Here is a 17,295-nt window from a genome sequence, read left to right as displayed (position 1 = left end):
GTTTAATCAAAATAAAGTAAATCTTTGCTGGTACTTGTAAAGAGGTCAAAGCCATCCTTGGTAACAACACCGCAGTCTTCGATACGGACACCGACTTTACCAGGGATATAGATACCTGGTTCAACAGAGAAGCACATGCCTTCTTCGATGACCATGTCGTTTCCTTCCATGATAGATGGGAATTCGTGGACATCCATACCGATACCGTGACCGAGACGGTGGTTGAAGTACTCGCCGTAACCAGCTTTTTCGATGACCTCACGGGCAGCGCAGTCTACTTCATGGGCGGTCACACCTGGCTTGATAAAGTCAAGAGCAGCTTGTTGGGCTTCAAGAGTCAAGTTGTAAATGTCTTTCTTGAATTGGTCTGGTTTACCAACAGCGACTGTACGAGTCATATCTGACGCATAGCCGTTGACTAGAACGCCCAGGTCAAAGAGGAGAAGAGCATCATTTTCAACCTTGTTAGCTGCTGGAATACCGTGTGGATTTGCAGCATTATCACCAGTCAAGACCATAGTATCAAAGCTCATTTCATAGCCTTCACGTTTCATAGCAAAGTCGATTTGGGCGATGATATCTGTCTCAGTCTTATCAAGAGAAATATTGTCAAAACCAACATGAACAGCCTTGTCAGCATAGAGACCTGCAACCATCATTTTTTGCACTTCATCAGCTGATTTGATGAGGCGCATGCGTTGGATACGAGGAGTGAGGTTTTCAAACTCAGCATTTTCAAAGACTGTTTTCAAGCCATGGTATTTGGTCAAGATAAGATTGTCAAACTCAACAGCGACACGTTTGAAGTCAAGCTGTGGAAGAGCATGCTTCATTTTTTGCCATGGGTTTTCAGAATCCACATAGCCCACAACTGGGAAGGAAACAGTGCTGCTTGCACGTTCCACTTCAAGGGCTGGGACAAAGAGGAGAGGTTCCTGATCTGCTAGAACAAAAAGGAACATTTGGCGTTCATGAGGATCACTGTAAAAGCCAGTGAGGTAATTGATTGTGACGGGGTCAGATACGACAGCGACGTCTAGTTTTTCTGATTCAAGATATGTTACGATTTGTTGTAATTTAGACATATGCTACCTTCTTTCTACCCCTCTATTTTGGCAAAAAAAGAGAGAAAATGCAAGGGAGAAGGGTAAAAGAACAGACAAAAAGAACTCCGACAAGATAACGGAGTTCTTTGATATAATTTCCCTTTGTTTAAGAAAAGTCAGCCTTGCTTTTCACGTCGCTGTATTCTTCAGCGATTTCTTGGCTGAGAATGTCCTCATAGGCAGGGAGTTGGATGTCCTGACCATATTTTTTCTTGAGGGCAGTGGTAACAAGGCGATAAGCTAGATTGGCATTGCGAGATAGGATAGGTCCGTGGAAGTAGGAACCAAAGACATTCTTGTAATGAACCCCTTCTCCGACTTTTTCTTCGTTATTTCCATTTCCATATACCACCTGTCCCAGTGGTTTTTGATCGTCTGAGAGGAAGGTACGGCCCTGGTGATTTTCAAAGCCATAGTAGGTTTCATCGAAGTCTTCATTGTGAATCTTGATATCGCCGATAAAGCGATTATTGGTCTGGTTAAGGGTATAGTGACCCATAACTCCTAGCCCTTCAATACGTTTTCCTGAAGCTTCAATATAATATTGCCCCAAGAGTTGGAAACCACCACAGATAGCAAGGACAACACCGTCGTTTTGAATGTAGTTTTCAATGCTCTCTTTTTTAGCAGGTAAATCACTAGCAATGATACTTTGTTCAAAGTCTTGACCACCACCGAAAAAGGCGATATCATAGTAATTTTCATCAAAATCATCATGGAGAGAAACGATGTCAACGGTCACATGGGCTCCCAGTTTTTCAGCCACATACTTGAGCATGAGGATGTTTCCATTGTCCCCGTAGGTATTCATAAGATTTCCGTAGAGGTGGGCAATGTTGAGCTGATAAGGGTAATTGCCAGCTTTTGAGGAAAGTGAAGTATAAACCATTAGTTCATCTCCTTTCTAACAATCTGACGATTAGCCAGCAGTTCGCGGAATTCAAGCATAGCAGTATAGGTAGCCAGAATATAAGCATGCTTGCAGTCTTGGTTCTCAATGGTCTTAAGAACTTGTTCCAGATCATTTGTCTCAGTGATTTTCTCAGCTGGATAGCCTGTTACTCGTAGACGACGAGCAATTTCAGAATGACGAACACCACCAGCGTTGATTTCTGGAATGTCCATGTCCTTGATTTGTTCAAAGTCAGCATCCCAAATCCAGCTGGTATCGATACCGTCTGCATAGTTGGCATTAAGAAGAACAGATAGACTAAATGGATAAGGTGCTAGTTTAATCATCTCGATAGCCTGAGTTGCACCGACTGGATTCTTGATGAGGACAAGGGTACATTCCTTGTCACCAATTTGGAAGGTTTCCTGACGACCAAAGACAGCACGGCTCTTGTCAAATCCCTGCTTGATGAGTTGGGAATCTGCACCAAGGAAACGGGCGATGGCAACAGCAGCTAGGGCATTGTAGATATTGTAGAGCCCACCGATTTGAATACCGTATTCTTGTCCATCAATGACAAAGCGAGAGCGATTGTTGGTCAACTCAACCAGTTCTGTCAAGCGATAGTCGAGATCAGGACGTTTACATCCACACCCTTCACAGATATAGGCGCCCAAGTTTGCATAGGTATTATGCTCATATTTGAGGATGCCTTGACAGTCAGGGCAGAGAATCCCTTCGGTATTGTAGTGAGCCAGCTGGGCTGGACCTTTTTCCAAGTCAAAACCAAAATACTGTACAGGATTTGGAATAGTTGGCTTGTAGAAAAGTGGACTGTCACCATTGAGGAGAACAGTAGCCGTAGGAACCTTACGGATGGCATCCAAAATCATCTTATAAGTTGTGTAAATCTCACCGTAGCGGTCCATCTGGTCACGGAAGATATTCGTGATGACAAAAAGGCTTGGCTGGATATAGTCACAGATACGAGATAGACTGGCCTCATCGATTTCTAGAACGGCAATATTTTTCCCAGTTTTAGAAGATTTGGCTGTTAAGAAGGTTGTCGCAATTCCTGTAATCATGTTGGCACCGCTTGGGTTGGTCAGAACTTGACCATAAACTTCTTTTAAAATGCCGACAGTGAGGGCAGTTGTCAGGGTTTTTCCATTGGTTCCAGTGACCACGACAATCTCGTAGTTCTTAGCAAGGTTTTGTAAAATATCTTTATCAAATTGAAGGGCAAGTCTACCTGGGAGCGTACTTCCACGGCCAAGACGGCTCAAGATGAAGTGAGAAGAACGCCCAGCTAGGAGGCCCAAAGTAGTTTTTAATTTCATGTTTCTATTATATCATAAAAGAGGGAAAAGACGGATTTGGTGTTTCGCAGAAGTAAAAACAGCCCAGAGAGGGCTGTTCAATACGATTAAATCTCAACTTAAATCGCAAACAAGTCATTCAAGTTCTCAGCCAAGGTTGGGTGAGTGAAGATTTGTTTTGTGAAGTAAGTGTAAGGAATCTTGTTGTCCATGGCAACAGTGATGATGTTGATGATTTCTTGAGAACCTTCTGAGAAGATGCTTGCTCCAAGAATTTCTTTTGTTTCAGTATTGACAACAGCTTTGAAGGCACCACGAAGGTCTCCATTTACATGGCCGCGAGGCATTGCTGCAACAGGGATTTCCTTGACAGCGTATGGAAGTTTCAAATCAGCTGCTTGGCTTTCAGTCAAACCAACTTGTGAAAGTGCAGGTGTGATGAACATAGTATTTGGTACATTGAGACGGTCTTCAAGTGTGTAGCTGCCATCTCCAGCAAGGTAGCTGTAAACAACACGGAAGTCATCAAGTGAAATGTAAGTAAATTGAAGGCCACCGTTGACATCTCCAACTGCAAAGACACCAGGAACGTTTGTTTGACAATGTTTGTCTACTTTAATAGCGCCACGTTCAGTAAGTTCAATATCTGTATTTTCAAGTTGAAGTGGTTCTACGTTTGGTTTACGTCCAGTTGCGTAGAGAAGAGCATCGAAACGGTAAGTTTCGTTTTCAGTTACGACAAGGACTTGATCGCCGTCGTTTTTGATTTCAGTAGTACGGATGTTTTGAAGCAATTCAATACCGTCTTCTTCCATGTATTGTTTAGCAAGAGCTGCGATGGAAGGTTCTGCACGAGGTAGGAAAGTATCCAAGGCATCTAGGACTGTAACCTTGCTTCCAAGTTTGTTGTAAAGGCCAGCAAATTCAAGACCGATGTTTCCGCCACCAAGGACACCAAGTTTTTCAGGCAATTTGTCCAAGTTTTGGATACCTGTTGAGTCAAAGACGTTTTTGCTTGTAGCAAGTCCTGGAATTGGCAAGACGTTTGAAATAGCACCAGTGTTGATGACGATAGTTTCAGCAGTCAATTCTTGTTTTTCATCACCAGCTTGGATTTCGATGACTTTATTTGAAAGGAAGTGAGCTTCCGCATCAAAAATATCGACACCTGTACCCGCAACAGTTGCATAGTTTTTACCGTTGAGGCGACCTGTGATAGTATTTTTTGTAGCAATGACTTCTTCAAAAGACAAGTCTTTCTCAGCAGCAACCAGCAAAGTTTTAGTTGGGATACAACCAATGTTGATACAAGTTCCACCGTACATAGCTTTGCTACGTTCAACGAGGGCAACTTTTTTGCCAGCTGAAGCCAATTTACCAGCTAGTGTTTTACCAGCTTTACCAAATCCGATAACGATTAAATCATAAGTTAACATTTAGAGTTCCTCCTATTCGCATTTCATTCTAGCACAAGAAAAAAACTTTTGCACAATTCTGCTACGCTTTAAAAAAGTTTATGAAATAGTTGAAATTTTAGTCTCATTTTCTTAAAAAAATCGTTTACATGACTTTATCGACGGATTTAACTATCTTTTGCTCTGGTCTTGTGTTATACTAGATAGGTTGCAGAGAAAACAGTACTTTTCTTTTGTGGAAAAGAAGCAACACGATTTTATATCCAGTATATGAAAATACGTCATAAAAAGAAAAGTATAAACTAAGCCCTATAGGGTGGCTTCGCACCACCTTTAGAAAGAAGAAAAACGTGAAATTTAATGAACTAAACTTGTCTGCTGATTTGCTAGCAGAGATTGAAAAAGCTGGTTTTGTAGAAGCTAGTCCGATCCAAGAACAAACTATTCCTTTGGCACTTGAAGGTAAGGATGTTATCGGTCAAGCTCAGACTGGTACAGGAAAAACTGCAGCCTTTGGTTTGCCAACCCTTGAAAAAATCCGTACAGAAGAAGCGACCATTCAAGCCTTGGTCATCGCTCCAACTCGTGAATTAGCTGTCCAAAGTCAAGAAGAACTCTTCCGCTTTGGTCGTAGCAAGGGAGTCAAAGTCCGTTCAGTATATGGCGGATCAAGCATTGAAAAACAAATTAAGGCTCTTAAATCTGGTGCCCATATCGTGGTGGGAACTCCAGGTCGCCTCTTGGACTTGATTAAACGCAAGGCCTTGAAATTACAAGATATTGAAACTCTCATCCTTGACGAAGCGGATGAAATGCTCAACATGGGCTTCCTTGAGGACATCGAAGCCATTATCTCGCGTGTCCCTGAAAGCCGTCAAACCTTACTTTTCTCAGCAACTATGCCAGATGCCATCAAACGTATCGGTGTTCAGTTTATGAAAGAACCTGAGCATGTGAAGATTGCGGCTAAGGAATTGACAACAGAATTGGTTGACCAATACTATATCCGAGTTAAAGAACAAGAAAAATTTGATACCATGACACGTCTTATGGATGTGGAACAACCAGAACTTGCTATTGTATTTGGTCGTACAAAACGTCGTGTGGATGAATTGACTCGTGGTCTGAAAATCCGTGGTTTCCGTGCAGAAGGAATTCATGGTGATTTGGACCAAAACAAACGTCTTCGTGTCCTTCGTGACTTTAAAAATGGCAATCTTGATGTTTTGGTTGCGACAGACGTTGCAGCGCGTGGGTTGGATATTTCAGGTGTGACCCATGTCTATAACTACGATATTCCACAAGATCCTGAAAGTTATGTTCACCGTATCGGTCGTACAGGTCGTGCTGGTAAGTCAGGTCAGTCTATTACTTTCGTATCACCAAATGAAATGGGCTACCTCCAAATCATTGAAAACTTGACCAAGAAACGCATGAAAGGTCTCAAACCTGCAAGTGCAGAAGAAGCCTTCCAAGCTAAAAAACACGTAGCTCTCAAGAAAATCGAACGTGATTTTGCAGATGAGACTATCCGTGCCAACTTTGAGAAATTTGGTAAGGATGCTCGTAAGCTGGCTGCCGAATTTACTCCAGAAGAATTGGCAATGTATATCTTGAGTCTGACTGTTCAAGACCCAGATAGTCTTCCTGAAGTGGAGATTGCACGTGAAAAACCATTGCCATTTAAACCATCAGGTAATGGATTCGGTGGTAAAGGTAAGGGAGGTCGTCGTGGAGATGACCGTCGTGATAATCGCCGTGGAGACAACCGTCGTGGTGGTCGTCGTGATGATTTCAAAAAAGGAAGTCGTGGCAACGATCGTTTTGATAAGGAAAAACGTTACCGTAAAGATAATAAAAAACCACGCAATACTTCAAGCGAAAAGCAAACAGGCTTTGTTATTCGTAACAAGGGCGATAAATAAGAAAAAGCGGTTCAAAATGAATCGCTTTTTTATATAAGGAGACCGAATGGAAAAGAAAGATAAATAAAATAGATATATTATCTTCTTATAATATTATGATACACAAAAATAGGGGGCTTGTCAATGGAAAAGAAGCAATTTAATTAAAAATATTCTTGTTTTTTCAAATTGCAATTAAATAAGCAATTTTCAGATAATAATTGAAAATTCAAGCTGTTTATGTTATAATGATAGCGATTATATTCGAGGTGAAAAATGGCACATTTATTAGAAAAAACTAGAAAAATTACTTCTATCCTGAAGCGCTCAGAGGAGCAGTTGCAGGAAGAGCTTCCCTACAATGCAATTACCCGTCAATTGGCAGATATCATTGACTGTAATGCTTGTATTGTTAATAGCAAGGGACGTCTCCTTGGCTATTTTATGCGTTATAAAACCAATACAGATCGCGTGGAGCAATTCTTCCAAACTAAGATTTTCCCGGATGACTATGTACAGGGCGCGAACATGATTTACGATACAGAAGCCAATCTGACAGTTGATCATGATTTGAGTATTTTCCCTGTGGAAAGTCGTGCTGATTTTCCTGATGGCTTGACGACTATTGCACCGATTCATGTGTCAGGGATTCGTTTAGGTTCTTTGATTATTTGGCGCAATGATAAGAAATTCGAAGATGAGGACTTGATCCTTGTTGAGATTGCCAGTACCGTTGTTGGGATTCAGCTCCTCAACTTCCAACGTGAAGAAGATGAGAAAAATATCCGCCGTCGTACTGCTGTTACCATGGCCGTCAATACCCTTTCTTACTCAGAACTCCGTGCTGTTTCAGCTATTTTAGGGGAATTAAACGGAAACGAAGGTCAGTTGACTGCGTCTGTGATTGCAGACCGTATCGGTATTACCCGTTCGGTGATTGTCAATGCCCTTCGTAAACTTGAGTCTGCTGGGATTATTGAAAGTCGCTCACTTGGAATGAAGGGAACCTACCTTAAGGTCTTGATTTCAGATATTTTTGAAGAAGTGAAGAAAAGAGATTACTAATGACTAAGGCTTTAATTTCGATTGATTATACAGAAGATTTTGTTGCTGATAGTGGAAAATTGACAGCAGGCGCTCCAGCTCAGGCGATTTCGAATGCCATCAGCAAGGTAACTCGATTGGCTTTTGAACGAGGAGATTACATTTTCTTTACTATCGATGCTCACGAAGAAAACGATTGTTTCCATCCAGAAAGCAAATTATTTCCTCCTCATAATTTGATTGGGACTAGTGGGCGAAATTTATACGGAGATTTGGGAACCTTTTATCAAGAGCATGGTTCAGACAGTCGTGTCTTTTGGATGGATAAACGTCATTACTCAGCATTTTCAGGGACTGACCTGGATATCCGCTTGAGAGAGCGTAGAATTTCTACAGTTATCTTAACAGGAGTCTTGACGGATATCTGTGTCCTGCATACAGCTATAGATGCCTATAATCTAGGATATGACATCGAGATTGTTAAACCAGCTGTTGCTTCCATCTGGCCTGAAAATCATCAATTTGCCCTTGGACATTTTAAAAATACACTTGGAGCTAAGTTAGTAGATGAAAATCTAAATGAAATTTCTGAGTAATTTGGTTGATGAAATGAAAAAAAATGAAAAAAAGTGTTGACAAGGATCCCAAAAGTTGATATACTAGTAAAGTAATCGACGCGGGGATGGCGGAATTGGCAGACGCGCAGGACTAAGGATCCTGTGACCGCTTTAGGTCGTGAGGGTTCAAGTCCCTCTCTCCGCATAGGATAAGAGCTAGCTTAGGCTAGCTCTTTTTTTATCTAATTTACGTAGAGCAAAAAATTTTTGCTCTTTTTTTGTATTTCATAAACATTTCATATTTGGATTTTATAATAGTCTTACAAATATGGAGGTGACAAATGAATCCAATCCAAAGAGCTTGGGCTTATGTCAGCAGAAAACGACTGAGAAGTTTTATTTTATTTTTGATTTTATTGGTCCTATTGGCTGGAATTTCAGCTTGTTTGACATTGATGAAGTCCAATAAAACAGTGGAAACCAATCTTTACAAATCACTCAACACCTCTTTTTCTATTAAGAAGATAGAAAATGGTCAAACCTTCAAGCTGTCGGAGCTAGTATCTGTAAGCAAGATTAAGGGACTGGAAAATGTTTCTCCTGAACTGGAGACGATTGCAAAATTAAAAGACAAGGAAGCAGTGAGTGGCGAGCAGAGCGTTGAACGTGATGATTTGTCAGCTGCAGACAAGAACCTGGTTAGCTTAACGGCTCTGGATGATTCATCTAAGGATGTAACCTTTACCAGTTCGGCTTTCAATCTAAAAGAAGGGCGACATCTTGAAAAAGGGGATTCGAAGAAAATCCTAATCCACGAAGAGTTGGCTAAGAAGAATGGTCTTTCGCTTCATGACAAGATTGGCTTGGATACCGGACAGGCCGAAGCTAGTAAAGGGCAAACAGTAGAGTTTGAGATTGTCGGAATTTTTTCTGGTAAAAAACAAGAGAAATTCACAGGCTTGTCTTCTGACTTCAGTGAAAACCAAGTCTTTACAGACTATGAAAGTAGCCAAACCCTTCTGGGAAATAGTGAACCGCAAGTCAGTGCAGCACGCTTCTATGTAGAAAATCCTAAGGAAATGGACGGACTCATGAAGCAGGTAGAAAACTTGGCCTTGGAAAGTCAAGGCTACCAAGTTGAGAAGGAAAACAAGGCCTTTGAACAAATCAAAGACTCAGTTGCAACCTTCCAAACCTTCCTCACCATCTTCCTTTATGGGATGTTGATAGCTGGAGCAGGGGCCTTAATTTTGGTCTTGTCTCTCTGGTTGAGAGAAAGGGTCTACGAAGTGGGGATTTTACTGGCACTTGGAAAAGGAAAGAGCTCGATTTTCCTACAGTTCTGTTTAGAGGTAGTTTTGGTATCTCTCGGAGCTTTGCTTCCATCCTTTATCGCTGGAAATGCCATTACATCCTATCTGCTCCAAACTGTCCTAGCCAGTGGGGATCAGGCAAGCTTACAAGATACACTAGCCAAAGCAAGCAGTTTATCAACCAGCATCTTATCTTTTGCAGAATCCTATGTTTTTCTAGTTCTGCTTAGTTGCATATCTGTAGCCCTTTGTTTCCTATTCTTATTTAGAAAATCGCCTAAAGAAATTTTATCATCTATTAGTTAAGAAGGAGAAATCATGACTTTATTACAATTACAAGATGTTACCTACCGTTATAAGAACACTGCTGAGGCAGTTTTATATCAGATCAATTATAATTTTGAACCCGGGAAATTTTACAGTATCATTGGTGAGTCAGGAGCGGGGAAATCCACACTCTTGTCCCTACTTGCTGGTCTAGATAGTCCTGTTGAAGGTTCGATTCTTTTCCAAGGAGAGGACATTCGTAAGAAGGGATATTCCTACCATCGTATGCACCATATTTCCTTGGTCTTTCAAAATTATAACTTGATAGATTATCTTTCTCCGCTGGAAAATATCCGCTTGGTCAACAAAAAGGCAAGCAAGGATACACTTCTTGAACTTGGTTTGGATGAAAGTCAGATCAAGCGGAATGTTCTCCAGTTATCAGGTGGTCAACAGCAACGTGTTGCCATAGCTCGTAGTCTGGTATCAGAAGCTCCAGTTATTCTAGCTGATGAGCCAACGGGAAATCTGGACCCTAAAACTGCTGGAGATATTGTCGAACTGCTCAAATCACTTGCCGAGAAAACAGGTAAATGTGTCATCGTCGTCACCCACAGTAAAGAAGTGGCACAAGCGTCAGATATTACACTTGAATTGAAGGATAAGAAACTGACTGAAACTCGCAATACTACGAAATAATATGAGCTTTTTCTGTTATACTCTTCGAAAATCAAATTCAAACCACGTCATCGTCGCCTTACCGTACTCAAGTACAGCTTACGGCTAGCTTCCTAGTTTGCTTTTTGATTTTCATTGAGTATCAGAACTATAAAATAGAACAACATCTAGAAAGGGAACCTATGTTACACAATGCATTTGCCTATGTTACAAGGAAGTTTTTCAAATCGATTGTTATCTTCCTGATTATTCTCCTCATGGCGAGCTTGAGTTTGGTCGGCTTGTCGATCAAGGGAGCTACTGCCAAGGCTTCTCAGGAGACCTTTAAAAATATCACCAATAGCTTCTCCATGCAAATCAATCGTCGAGTCAATCAAGGAACGCCACGTGGTGCTGGGAATATTAAAGGTGAAGATATCAAAAAAATCACCGAAAACAAGGCCATCGAGTCTTATGTGAAACGCATCAACGCTATCGGAGATTTGACTGGCTATGAACTCATCGAAACGCCAGAAACCAAGAAAAATCTAACACCTGACCGTGCCAAACATTTTGGAAGTAGCTTGATGATTACAGGTGTCAATGACTCCTCTAAAGAAGACAAGTTTGTATCTGGCACATATAAGCTGGTCGAAGGTGAGCACCTAACAAATGATGACAAAGACAAGATTCTCATGCATAAGGACTTGGCAGCCAAACACGGCTGGAAAGTCGGGGATAAGGTCAAACTAGACTCCAATGTCTACGATGCAGACAATGAAAAAGGAGCCAAGGAAACAGTTGAAGTGACAATCAAGGGGCTCTTTGATGGTCATAATAAGTCAGCAGTAACCTACTCGCAAGAACTTTATGAAAATACAGCTATTACAGACATTCACACTGCTGCAAAACTTTATGGATACACAGAAGACACAGCTATTTATGGGGACGCAACCTTCTTTGTAACAGCGGATAAAAATTTGGATGATGTCATGAAAGAGTTGAATGGCATCAGTGGTATCAACTGGAAGAGCTACACACTGGTGAAGAGCTCCTCTAACTACCCAGCTCTTGAACAATCCATCTCTGGTATGTACAAGATGGCCAACCTCCTCTTCTGGGGTAGCTTGAGCTTCTCAGTTCTTCTCCTTGCCCTCTTGCTTAGTCTTTGGATCAACGCCCGTCGCAAGGAAGTGGGAATCCTTCTCTCTATCGGTCTCAAGCAGGCAAGTATCTTGGGCCAATTCATTACCGAATCTATCTTGATTGCCATCCCTGCTCTTGTTTCTGCTTACTTCCTAGCCAGTTACACAGCCCGTGCAATCGGGAATACTGTTCTTGCCAATGTGACTTCAGGTGTTGCCAAGCAAGCCAGCAAGGCTGCTCAAGCCTCTAACCTTGGTGGTGGTGCAGAAGTAGATGGATTTAGCAAGACCTTGTCGAGCCTAGACATTTCCATTCAGACATCAGACTTTATCATCGTCTTTGTCCTAGCCTTGGTTCTAGTGGTTCTCGTTATGGCGCTTGCTTCAAGCAATCTCCTCAGAAAACAACCAAAAGAGCTCTTGTTGGATGGTGAATAACAAACTTGCTACCTATTCTCCCCTAAATGGGGTATAATATAGGTAGCATTTTTATCTATTTCATCTTGATAAGGCCTCTTCCTTTCTGGATGAAACTTAGATGATTTACAAGAAATTTAAAGGAATATGAAACGTTTTTTCTATGAAAATTTTAATTGTAGAAGATGAAGAGATGATCCGTGAGGGGATCAGTGATTATTTGACAGATTGTGGCTATGAAACCATTGAGGCTGCAGATGGGCAAGAAGCCTTAGAAAAATTTTCCAGCTATGAAGTAGCCTTAGTTTTATTGGATATCCAAATGCCCAAGCTCAATGGCCTAGAAGTCCTAGCTGAGATTCGCAAAACCAGCCAAGTCCCTGTCTTGATGTTAACAGCCTTTCAGGATGAGGAATACAAGATGAGTGCCTTTGCCTCTCTGGCAGATGGCTATCTGGAAAAACCTTTCTCCCTTTCCCTCTTAAAAGTGAGGGTGGACGCGATTTTCAAGCGTTACTACGATACGGGACGAATCTTCTCCTATAAGGATACCCAAGTGGACTTTGAGAGCTACAGTGCAAGTCTAGCAGGAGAGGAAGTAGCCATCAATGCTAAAGAGTTGGAAATTTTGGACTATCTGGTGAAAAATGAAGGACGAGCCTTGACTCGTTCTCAGATTATCGATGCCGTCTGGAAGGCGACAGATGAGGTTCCCTTTGACCGTGTCATTGATGTTTATATCAAGGAATTACGGAAAAAACTAGACCTGGACTGCATCCTCACTGTGCGCAATGTTGGTTATAAATTGGAGCGAAAATGAAACGAACAGGTTTATTTACAAAGATATTTATCTACACCTTCTCGATTTTTAGTGTTCTAGTTATTTGCCTTCATTTAGCCATTTATTTTCTTTTTCCTTCGACTTATCTGAGTCATCGGCAGGAAAGCATTGGCCAGAAAGCGACAGCCATTGCCCAGTCCCTAGAAGGTAAGGATAGGCAGAGTATTGAGCAAGTGTTAGACCTATATTCCCAGACTAGTGATATCAAGGGGGCTGTCAAGGGCGAGATGACCGAGGACAAGTTAGAAGTCAAGGACAGTTTTCCTCTGGATACAGACCGCCAGACAACCTCCCTCTTTATCGAGGAGCGCGAGGTGACAACGCAGGACGGTGGTACCATGACTCTCCAGTTTCTAGCTTCCATGGATTTACAAAAGGAAGCGGAGCAAATCAGTCTCCAATTTCTCCCCTACACCTTGCTGGCATCCTTTCTAATTTCTCTCTTGGTGGCCTACATCTATGCTCGGACCATTGTGGCCCCGATTTTGGAAATCAAGCGAGTAACCCGTCGGATGATGGAGCTGGATGCCCAAGTGCGTTTGCGCGTGGATTCTAAGGACGAAATTGGTGATCTCAAGGAACAAATCAATAGCCTTTACCAACACCTCTTGACAGTCATTGCGGATTTGCATGACAAGAATGAAGCCATTCTCCAGCTGGAAAAGATGAAGGTTGAATTCCTACGGGGCGCTTCTCATGAATTGAAGACACCTCTGGCAAGTCTCAAAATCTTGATTGAAAATATGAAAGAAAATATTGGTCGCTATAAGGATAGAGACCACTATCTGGAAGTTGCCTTGGGGATTGTGGATGAACTCAATCACCACGTTCTCCAGATACTTTCTCTCTCGTCTGTGCAGGAATTACGAGATGATAGGGAAAAAATTGACTTACACCAGATGACGCAAAGTCTAGTCAAGGATTATGCCTTGCTAGCCAAGGAAAGAGAGATTCAGATTGATAATAGCTTGTCCCATCAGCAGGCTTATCTAAACCCATCAGTTATGAAATTGATTCTGTCTAACCTTATCAGCAATGCTATCAAGCACTCTGTTCCGGGTGGCTTGGTTCGCATTGGAGAGAGAGAAGAGGAATTCTTTATAGAAAATAGATGCAGTCCAGAAGAGCAAGAAAAATTAGCTCAATCTTTTTCTGACAATGCCAGTCGCAAGGCTAAGGGGTCTGGGATGGGACTCTTTGTTGTCAAGAGTTTATTAGAACATGAAAAATTACCTTATCGTTTTGAAATGCAAGAGAATCGTTTAACCTTCTTTATAGCTTTTCCAAAAGTTGGCAAAGACTAGGGAGAGAAAGGGTTTACATAGATGAAGCCAGAAGAAATTCAATCGAAACTACGGGAAAAACTAGATTTTTTTGTCAAAAAGTGATAAAATGAACAATGTAAATGGGATGACCCATAAAAATATACAGGAGGCCTGATAAAATGGCAATCGTTTCAGCAGAAAAATTTGTCCAAGCAGCTCGTGACAACGGTTATGCAGTTGGTGGATTTAACACAAACAACCTTGAGTGGACTCAAGCTATCTTGCGTGCAGCAGAAGCTAAAAAAGCTCCAGTTTTGATCCAAACTTCAATGGGTGCTGCTAAATACATGGGTGGTTACAAAGTTGCTCGCAACTTGATCGCTAACCTTGTTGAATCAATGGGTATCACTGTACCAGTAGCTATCCACCTTGACCACGGTCACTACGAAGATGCACTTGAGTGTATCGAAGTTGGTTACACTTCAATCATGTTTGATGGTTCACACCTTCCAGTTGAAGAAAACCTTAAATTGGCTAAAGAAGTTGTTGAAAAAGCACACGCTAAAGGTATCTCAGTAGAAGCTGAAGTTGGTACTATCGGTGGTGAAGAAGACGGAATCATCGGTAAAGGTGAATTGGCTCCAATCGAAGACGCTAAAGCAATGGTTGAAACTGGTATCGACTTCTTGGCAGCTGGTATCGGTAACATCCACGGTCCTTACCCAGCTAACTGGGAAGGTCTTGACCTTGACCACTTGCAAAAATTGACAGAAGCTCTTCCAGGATTCCCAATCGTATTGCACGGTGGATCAGGTATTCCTGATGAGCAAATCCAAGCAGCTATCAAACTTGGTGTTGCGAAAGTTAACGTTAACACTGAATGCCAAATCGCATTCGCTAACGCAACTCGTAAATTTGCTCGTGACTACGAAGCAAACGAAGCAGAATACGACAAGAAAAAACTCTTCGACCCACGTAAATTCTTGGCTGACGGTGTAAAAGCTATCCAAGCATCAGTTGAAGAACGTATCGACGTATTCGGTTCAGAAGGTAAAGCTTAATCTAGCTGAACAATACAGAAAGAACCTGCCCATTGGGTGGGTTTTTTGGTGTTTTAAGGAAACGACTATACCAGAATTTTTGATTAAAAGTATTATTTTAAGAGAAACATTTTCAATTCCATAAACTTTAGGAAAACGCTTGCATTCTAGTTTTTATTGGACTATAATAGGTTGGTATAAAGCCTTTTGTAATAAAATGTAGAAGGTATAGAAAGTAAGGATTTAGAAGACTTGTAGTCAAAAATACAATGTTGCTATTCCTTGCATAGGGAGATAGATATGGCAATGATAGAAGTGGAACATCTTCAGAAAAATTTTGTTAAGACTGTTAAGGAACCAGGCTTGAAGGGGGCATTACGCTCCTTTATTCATCCTGAAAAGCAGACCTTTGAAGCGGTCAAGGATTTGACTTTTGAGGTTCCCAAGGGGCAGATTTTAGGCTTCATTGGGGCAAATGGTGCTGGGAAGTCGACAACCATCAAAATGCTGACAGGGATTTTGAAACCGACATCTGGTTTTTGTCGGATTAACGGCAAGATTCCCCAAGATAATCGCCAAGACTATGTCAAGGATATTGGGGTTGTTTTTGGACAACGAACTCAGCTATGGTGGGATTTGGCACTGCAAGAGACCTACACAGTTTTAAAAGAAATTTACGATGTGCCAGACTCTCTCTTTCATAAGCGCATGGACTTTTTGAATGAAGTCTTGGATTTGAAGGATTTTATCAAGGACCCCGTGCGGACTCTTTCACTGGGACAAAGGATGCGTGCGGACATTGCAGCTTCCTTGCTCCACAATCCCAAGGTTCTCTTTTTAGATGAGCCGACCATTGGTTTGGACGTTTCGGTCAAGGACAACATTCGTCGGGCCATTACCCAAATCAATCAGGAGGAAGAAACAACCATTCTCTTGACCACTCATGACCTGAGCGACATTGAGCAGCTCTGTGATCGGATTTTTATGATTGACAAGGGGCAGGAGATTTTTGATGGAACGGTGAGCCAACTCAAGGAGACCTTTGGTAAGATGAAGACACTCTCATTTGAACTGCTACCAGGTCAAAGTCATCTCGTTTCTCACTATGAAGGTTTTTCAGATATGACCATTGATAGACAAGGGAATAGTCTCAACATTGAATTCGATAGTTCTCGCTACCAATCAGCTGACATTATCAAGCAAACCCTATCTGATTTTGAAATCCGCGATTTGAAGATGGTGGATACGGATATCGAGGATATTATCCGTCGCTTCTACCGAAAGGAGCTCTAAGATGGTCAAATTGTGGAGACGTTATAAACCCTTTATCAATGCAGGGATTCAGGAGTTGATTACCTATCGAGTCAACTTTCTTCTTTATCGGATTGGCGATGTCATGGGTGCTTTTGTGGAATTTTATCTCTGGAAGGCTGTCTTTGATTCCTCGCAAGAGTCTTTGATTCAGGGTTTTAGTATGGCAGATATCACCCTCTACATCATCATGAATTTTGTGACTAATTTATTAACTGAGTCAGATAGCTCCTTTATGATAGGTGATGAGGTAAAAGATGGCTCTATTATCATGCGTTTGCTGAGACCAGTCCATTTTGCGGCCTCTTATCTTTTCACAGAGCTTGGTTCAAAGTGGTTGATTTTTATCTCTGTTGGCCTGCCATTTTTAAGTGTCATTGTTTTGATAAAAATCTTATCTGGTCAAGGGATTGCAGAAGTGCTGGGATTAACTGTCCTTTATCTTTTTAGCCTAACGCTGGCCTATCTGATTAACTTTTTCTTTAATATCTGCTTTGGATTTTCTGCCTTTGTGTTTAAAAATCTTTGGGGTTCCAACCTACTTAAGACTTCCATAGTGGCTTTTATGTCTGGAAGTTTGATTCCCTTGGCTTTCTTTCCAAAGGTTGTTTCAGATATTCTGTCCTTCCTACCTTTCTCATCTTTGATCTACACTCCGGTCATGATTATCGTTGGGAAATACGATGCCAATCAGATTCTTCAGGCGCTCGTTTTGCAGTTTTTCTGGCTCTTAGTGATGGTGGGCTTGTCTCAGTTGATTTGGAAACGAGTCCAGTCCTTTATCACCATTCAAGGAGGTTAG

At 41.6% G+C, this 17,295-nt stretch carries 15 protein-coding genes and 1 tRNA gene; 12 read left to right on the top strand and 4 right to left on the bottom strand.

Annotation, left to right across the window (positions count from 1 at the left end; translation table 11 throughout):
- Positions 1-2: 2 nt before the first annotated feature.
- The 4 genes from N8M66_RS02410 to N8M66_RS02395 form a co-directional block, all read right to left on the bottom strand.
- Positions 3-1,085, bottom strand: a complete 1,083-nt coding sequence (locus tag N8M66_RS02410; RefSeq protein WP_261045394.1) for a M24 family metallopeptidase — start codon at positions 1,083-1,085, stop codon at positions 3-5.
- A gap of 127 nt (positions 1,086-1,212) precedes the next feature.
- A complete protein-coding gene (gene gatD, locus N8M66_RS02405) occupies positions 1,213-1,995 on the bottom strand; it encodes a lipid II isoglutaminyl synthase subunit GatD (protein ID WP_070478566.1) in 783 nt (260 codons plus the stop codon).
- Complete coding sequence (gene murT, locus N8M66_RS02400) at positions 1,995-3,338, bottom strand: lipid II isoglutaminyl synthase subunit MurT (RefSeq protein WP_261045392.1); 1,344 nt, start codon at positions 3,336-3,338, stop codon at positions 1,995-1,997. Before murT ends, gatD begins: the two co-directional genes overlap by 1 nt.
- 98 nt (positions 3,339-3,436) lie before the next feature.
- On the bottom strand, positions 3,437-4,753 hold the full coding sequence (locus N8M66_RS02395) for an FAD-containing oxidoreductase (RefSeq protein ID WP_049544765.1): 1,317 nt from the start codon (positions 4,751-4,753) through the stop codon (positions 3,437-3,439).
- A 329-nt stretch (positions 4,754-5,082) separates the two neighbouring features.
- Between N8M66_RS02395 and N8M66_RS02390 the strand changes: the two genes are divergently transcribed.
- The 12 genes from N8M66_RS02390 to N8M66_RS02335 all read left to right on the top strand — a co-directional run bounded on the left by N8M66_RS02390 (position 5,083) and on the right by N8M66_RS02335 (position 17,295).
- The gene (locus tag N8M66_RS02390; RefSeq protein WP_061589876.1) at positions 5,083-6,657 is read left to right on the top strand and encodes a DEAD/DEAH box helicase; all 1,575 of its coding nucleotides are present in this window, start codon (positions 5,083-5,085) and stop codon (positions 6,655-6,657) included.
- Between the two features lie 255 nt (positions 6,658-6,912).
- Entirely contained in the window at positions 6,913-7,701 is a 789-nt protein-coding gene (gene codY / locus N8M66_RS02385) for a GTP-sensing pleiotropic transcriptional regulator CodY (RefSeq protein ID WP_049542801.1), read from the top strand.
- On the top strand, positions 7,701-8,276 hold the full coding sequence (locus tag N8M66_RS02380) for a cysteine hydrolase family protein (protein WP_261045390.1): 576 nt from the start codon (positions 7,701-7,703) through the stop codon (positions 8,274-8,276). The genes codY and N8M66_RS02380 overlap by 1 nt, the downstream gene beginning before the upstream one ends.
- An 80-nt stretch (positions 8,277-8,356) precedes the next feature.
- Positions 8,357-8,442, top strand: a tRNA-Leu gene (locus N8M66_RS02375).
- 136 nt (positions 8,443-8,578) lie between these two features.
- Positions 8,579-9,856: an ABC transporter permease gene (locus tag N8M66_RS02370; RefSeq protein ID WP_261045388.1), complete on the top strand. Its 1,278-nt coding sequence runs from the start codon at positions 8,579-8,581 to the stop codon at positions 9,854-9,856.
- Between the two features lie 12 nt (positions 9,857-9,868).
- On the top strand, positions 9,869-10,516 hold the full coding sequence (gene vex2 / locus N8M66_RS02365; protein WP_024057461.1) for an ABC transporter ATP-binding subunit Vex2: 648 nt from the start codon (positions 9,869-9,871) through the stop codon (positions 10,514-10,516).
- Positions 10,517-10,677: 161 nt separating this feature from the next.
- On the top strand, positions 10,678-12,057 hold the full coding sequence (vex3, locus tag N8M66_RS02360; protein ID WP_261045386.1) for an ABC transporter permease subunit Vex3: 1,380 nt from the start codon (positions 10,678-10,680) through the stop codon (positions 12,055-12,057).
- Positions 12,058-12,199: 142 nt separating this feature from the next.
- Positions 12,200-12,856, top strand: coding sequence for a response regulator transcription factor VncR (vncR, locus tag N8M66_RS02355; protein ID WP_140223981.1), 657 nt, complete (start codon positions 12,200-12,202; stop codon positions 12,854-12,856).
- On the top strand, positions 12,853-14,181 hold the full coding sequence (gene vncS, locus N8M66_RS02350) for a sensor histidine kinase VncS (RefSeq protein ID WP_261045384.1): 1,329 nt from the start codon (positions 12,853-12,855) through the stop codon (positions 14,179-14,181). The genes vncR and vncS overlap by 4 nt, the downstream gene beginning before the upstream one ends.
- A gap of 140 nt (positions 14,182-14,321) precedes the next feature.
- The gene (locus N8M66_RS02345) at positions 14,322-15,203 is read left to right on the top strand and encodes a class II fructose-bisphosphate aldolase (RefSeq protein WP_001019001.1); all 882 of its coding nucleotides are present in this window, start codon (positions 14,322-14,324) and stop codon (positions 15,201-15,203) included.
- A gap of 279 nt (positions 15,204-15,482) precedes the next feature.
- Positions 15,483-16,475: an ABC transporter ATP-binding protein gene (locus tag N8M66_RS02340; protein ID WP_001240792.1), complete on the top strand. Its 993-nt coding sequence runs from the start codon at positions 15,483-15,485 to the stop codon at positions 16,473-16,475.
- Position 16,476: 1 nt separating this feature from the next.
- Positions 16,477-17,295: an ABC transporter permease gene (locus N8M66_RS02335; protein WP_261045381.1), complete on the top strand. Its 819-nt coding sequence runs from the start codon at positions 16,477-16,479 to the stop codon at positions 17,293-17,295.

Source organism: Streptococcus mitis (assembly GCF_946188585.1).
GTDB classification, from domain to species: Bacteria; Bacillota; Bacilli; order Lactobacillales; family Streptococcaceae; genus Streptococcus; species Streptococcus mitis_DG.
Note: the sequence above shows the minus strand (reverse complement) of the source record. Positions and strands in the feature narration are given on the sequence as shown.

Excerpts from the sequence above, each read along its gene's own strand:
- N8M66_RS02370 (WP_261045388.1), top strand. The coding sequence starts at position 8,579 with ATGAATCCAATCCAAAGAGCTTGGGCTTATGTCAGCAGAAAACGACTG.
- N8M66_RS02340 (WP_001240792.1), top strand. The coding sequence starts at position 15,483 with ATGGCAATGATAGAAGTGGAACATCTTCAGAAAAATTTTGTTAAGACT.
- vncR (WP_140223981.1), top strand. The coding sequence starts at position 12,200 with ATGAAAATTTTAATTGTAGAAGATGAAGAGATGATCCGTGAGGGGATC.
- N8M66_RS02395 (WP_049544765.1), bottom strand. The coding sequence starts at position 4,753 with ATGTTAACTTATGATTTAATCGTTATCGGATTTGGTAAAGCTGGTAAA.
- vncS (WP_261045384.1), top strand. The coding sequence starts at position 12,853 with ATGAAACGAACAGGTTTATTTACAAAGATATTTATCTACACCTTCTCG.
- N8M66_RS02410 (WP_261045394.1), bottom strand. The coding sequence starts at position 1,085 with ATGTCTAAATTACAACAAATCGTAACATATCTTGAATCAGAAAAACTA.
- N8M66_RS02380 (WP_261045390.1), top strand. The coding sequence starts at position 7,701 with ATGACTAAGGCTTTAATTTCGATTGATTATACAGAAGATTTTGTTGCT.
- murT (WP_261045392.1), bottom strand. The coding sequence starts at position 3,338 with ATGAAATTAAAAACTACTTTGGGCCTCCTAGCTGGGCGTTCTTCTCAC.
- codY (WP_049542801.1), top strand. The coding sequence starts at position 6,913 with ATGGCACATTTATTAGAAAAAACTAGAAAAATTACTTCTATCCTGAAG.
- N8M66_RS02335 (WP_261045381.1), top strand. The coding sequence starts at position 16,477 with ATGGTCAAATTGTGGAGACGTTATAAACCCTTTATCAATGCAGGGATT.
- N8M66_RS02345 (WP_001019001.1), top strand. The coding sequence starts at position 14,322 with ATGGCAATCGTTTCAGCAGAAAAATTTGTCCAAGCAGCTCGTGACAAC.
- vex2 (WP_024057461.1), top strand. The coding sequence starts at position 9,869 with ATGACTTTATTACAATTACAAGATGTTACCTACCGTTATAAGAACACT.
- gatD (WP_070478566.1), bottom strand. The coding sequence starts at position 1,995 with ATGGTTTATACTTCACTTTCCTCAAAAGCTGGCAATTACCCTTATCAG.
- vex3 (WP_261045386.1), top strand. The coding sequence starts at position 10,678 with ATGTTACACAATGCATTTGCCTATGTTACAAGGAAGTTTTTCAAATCG.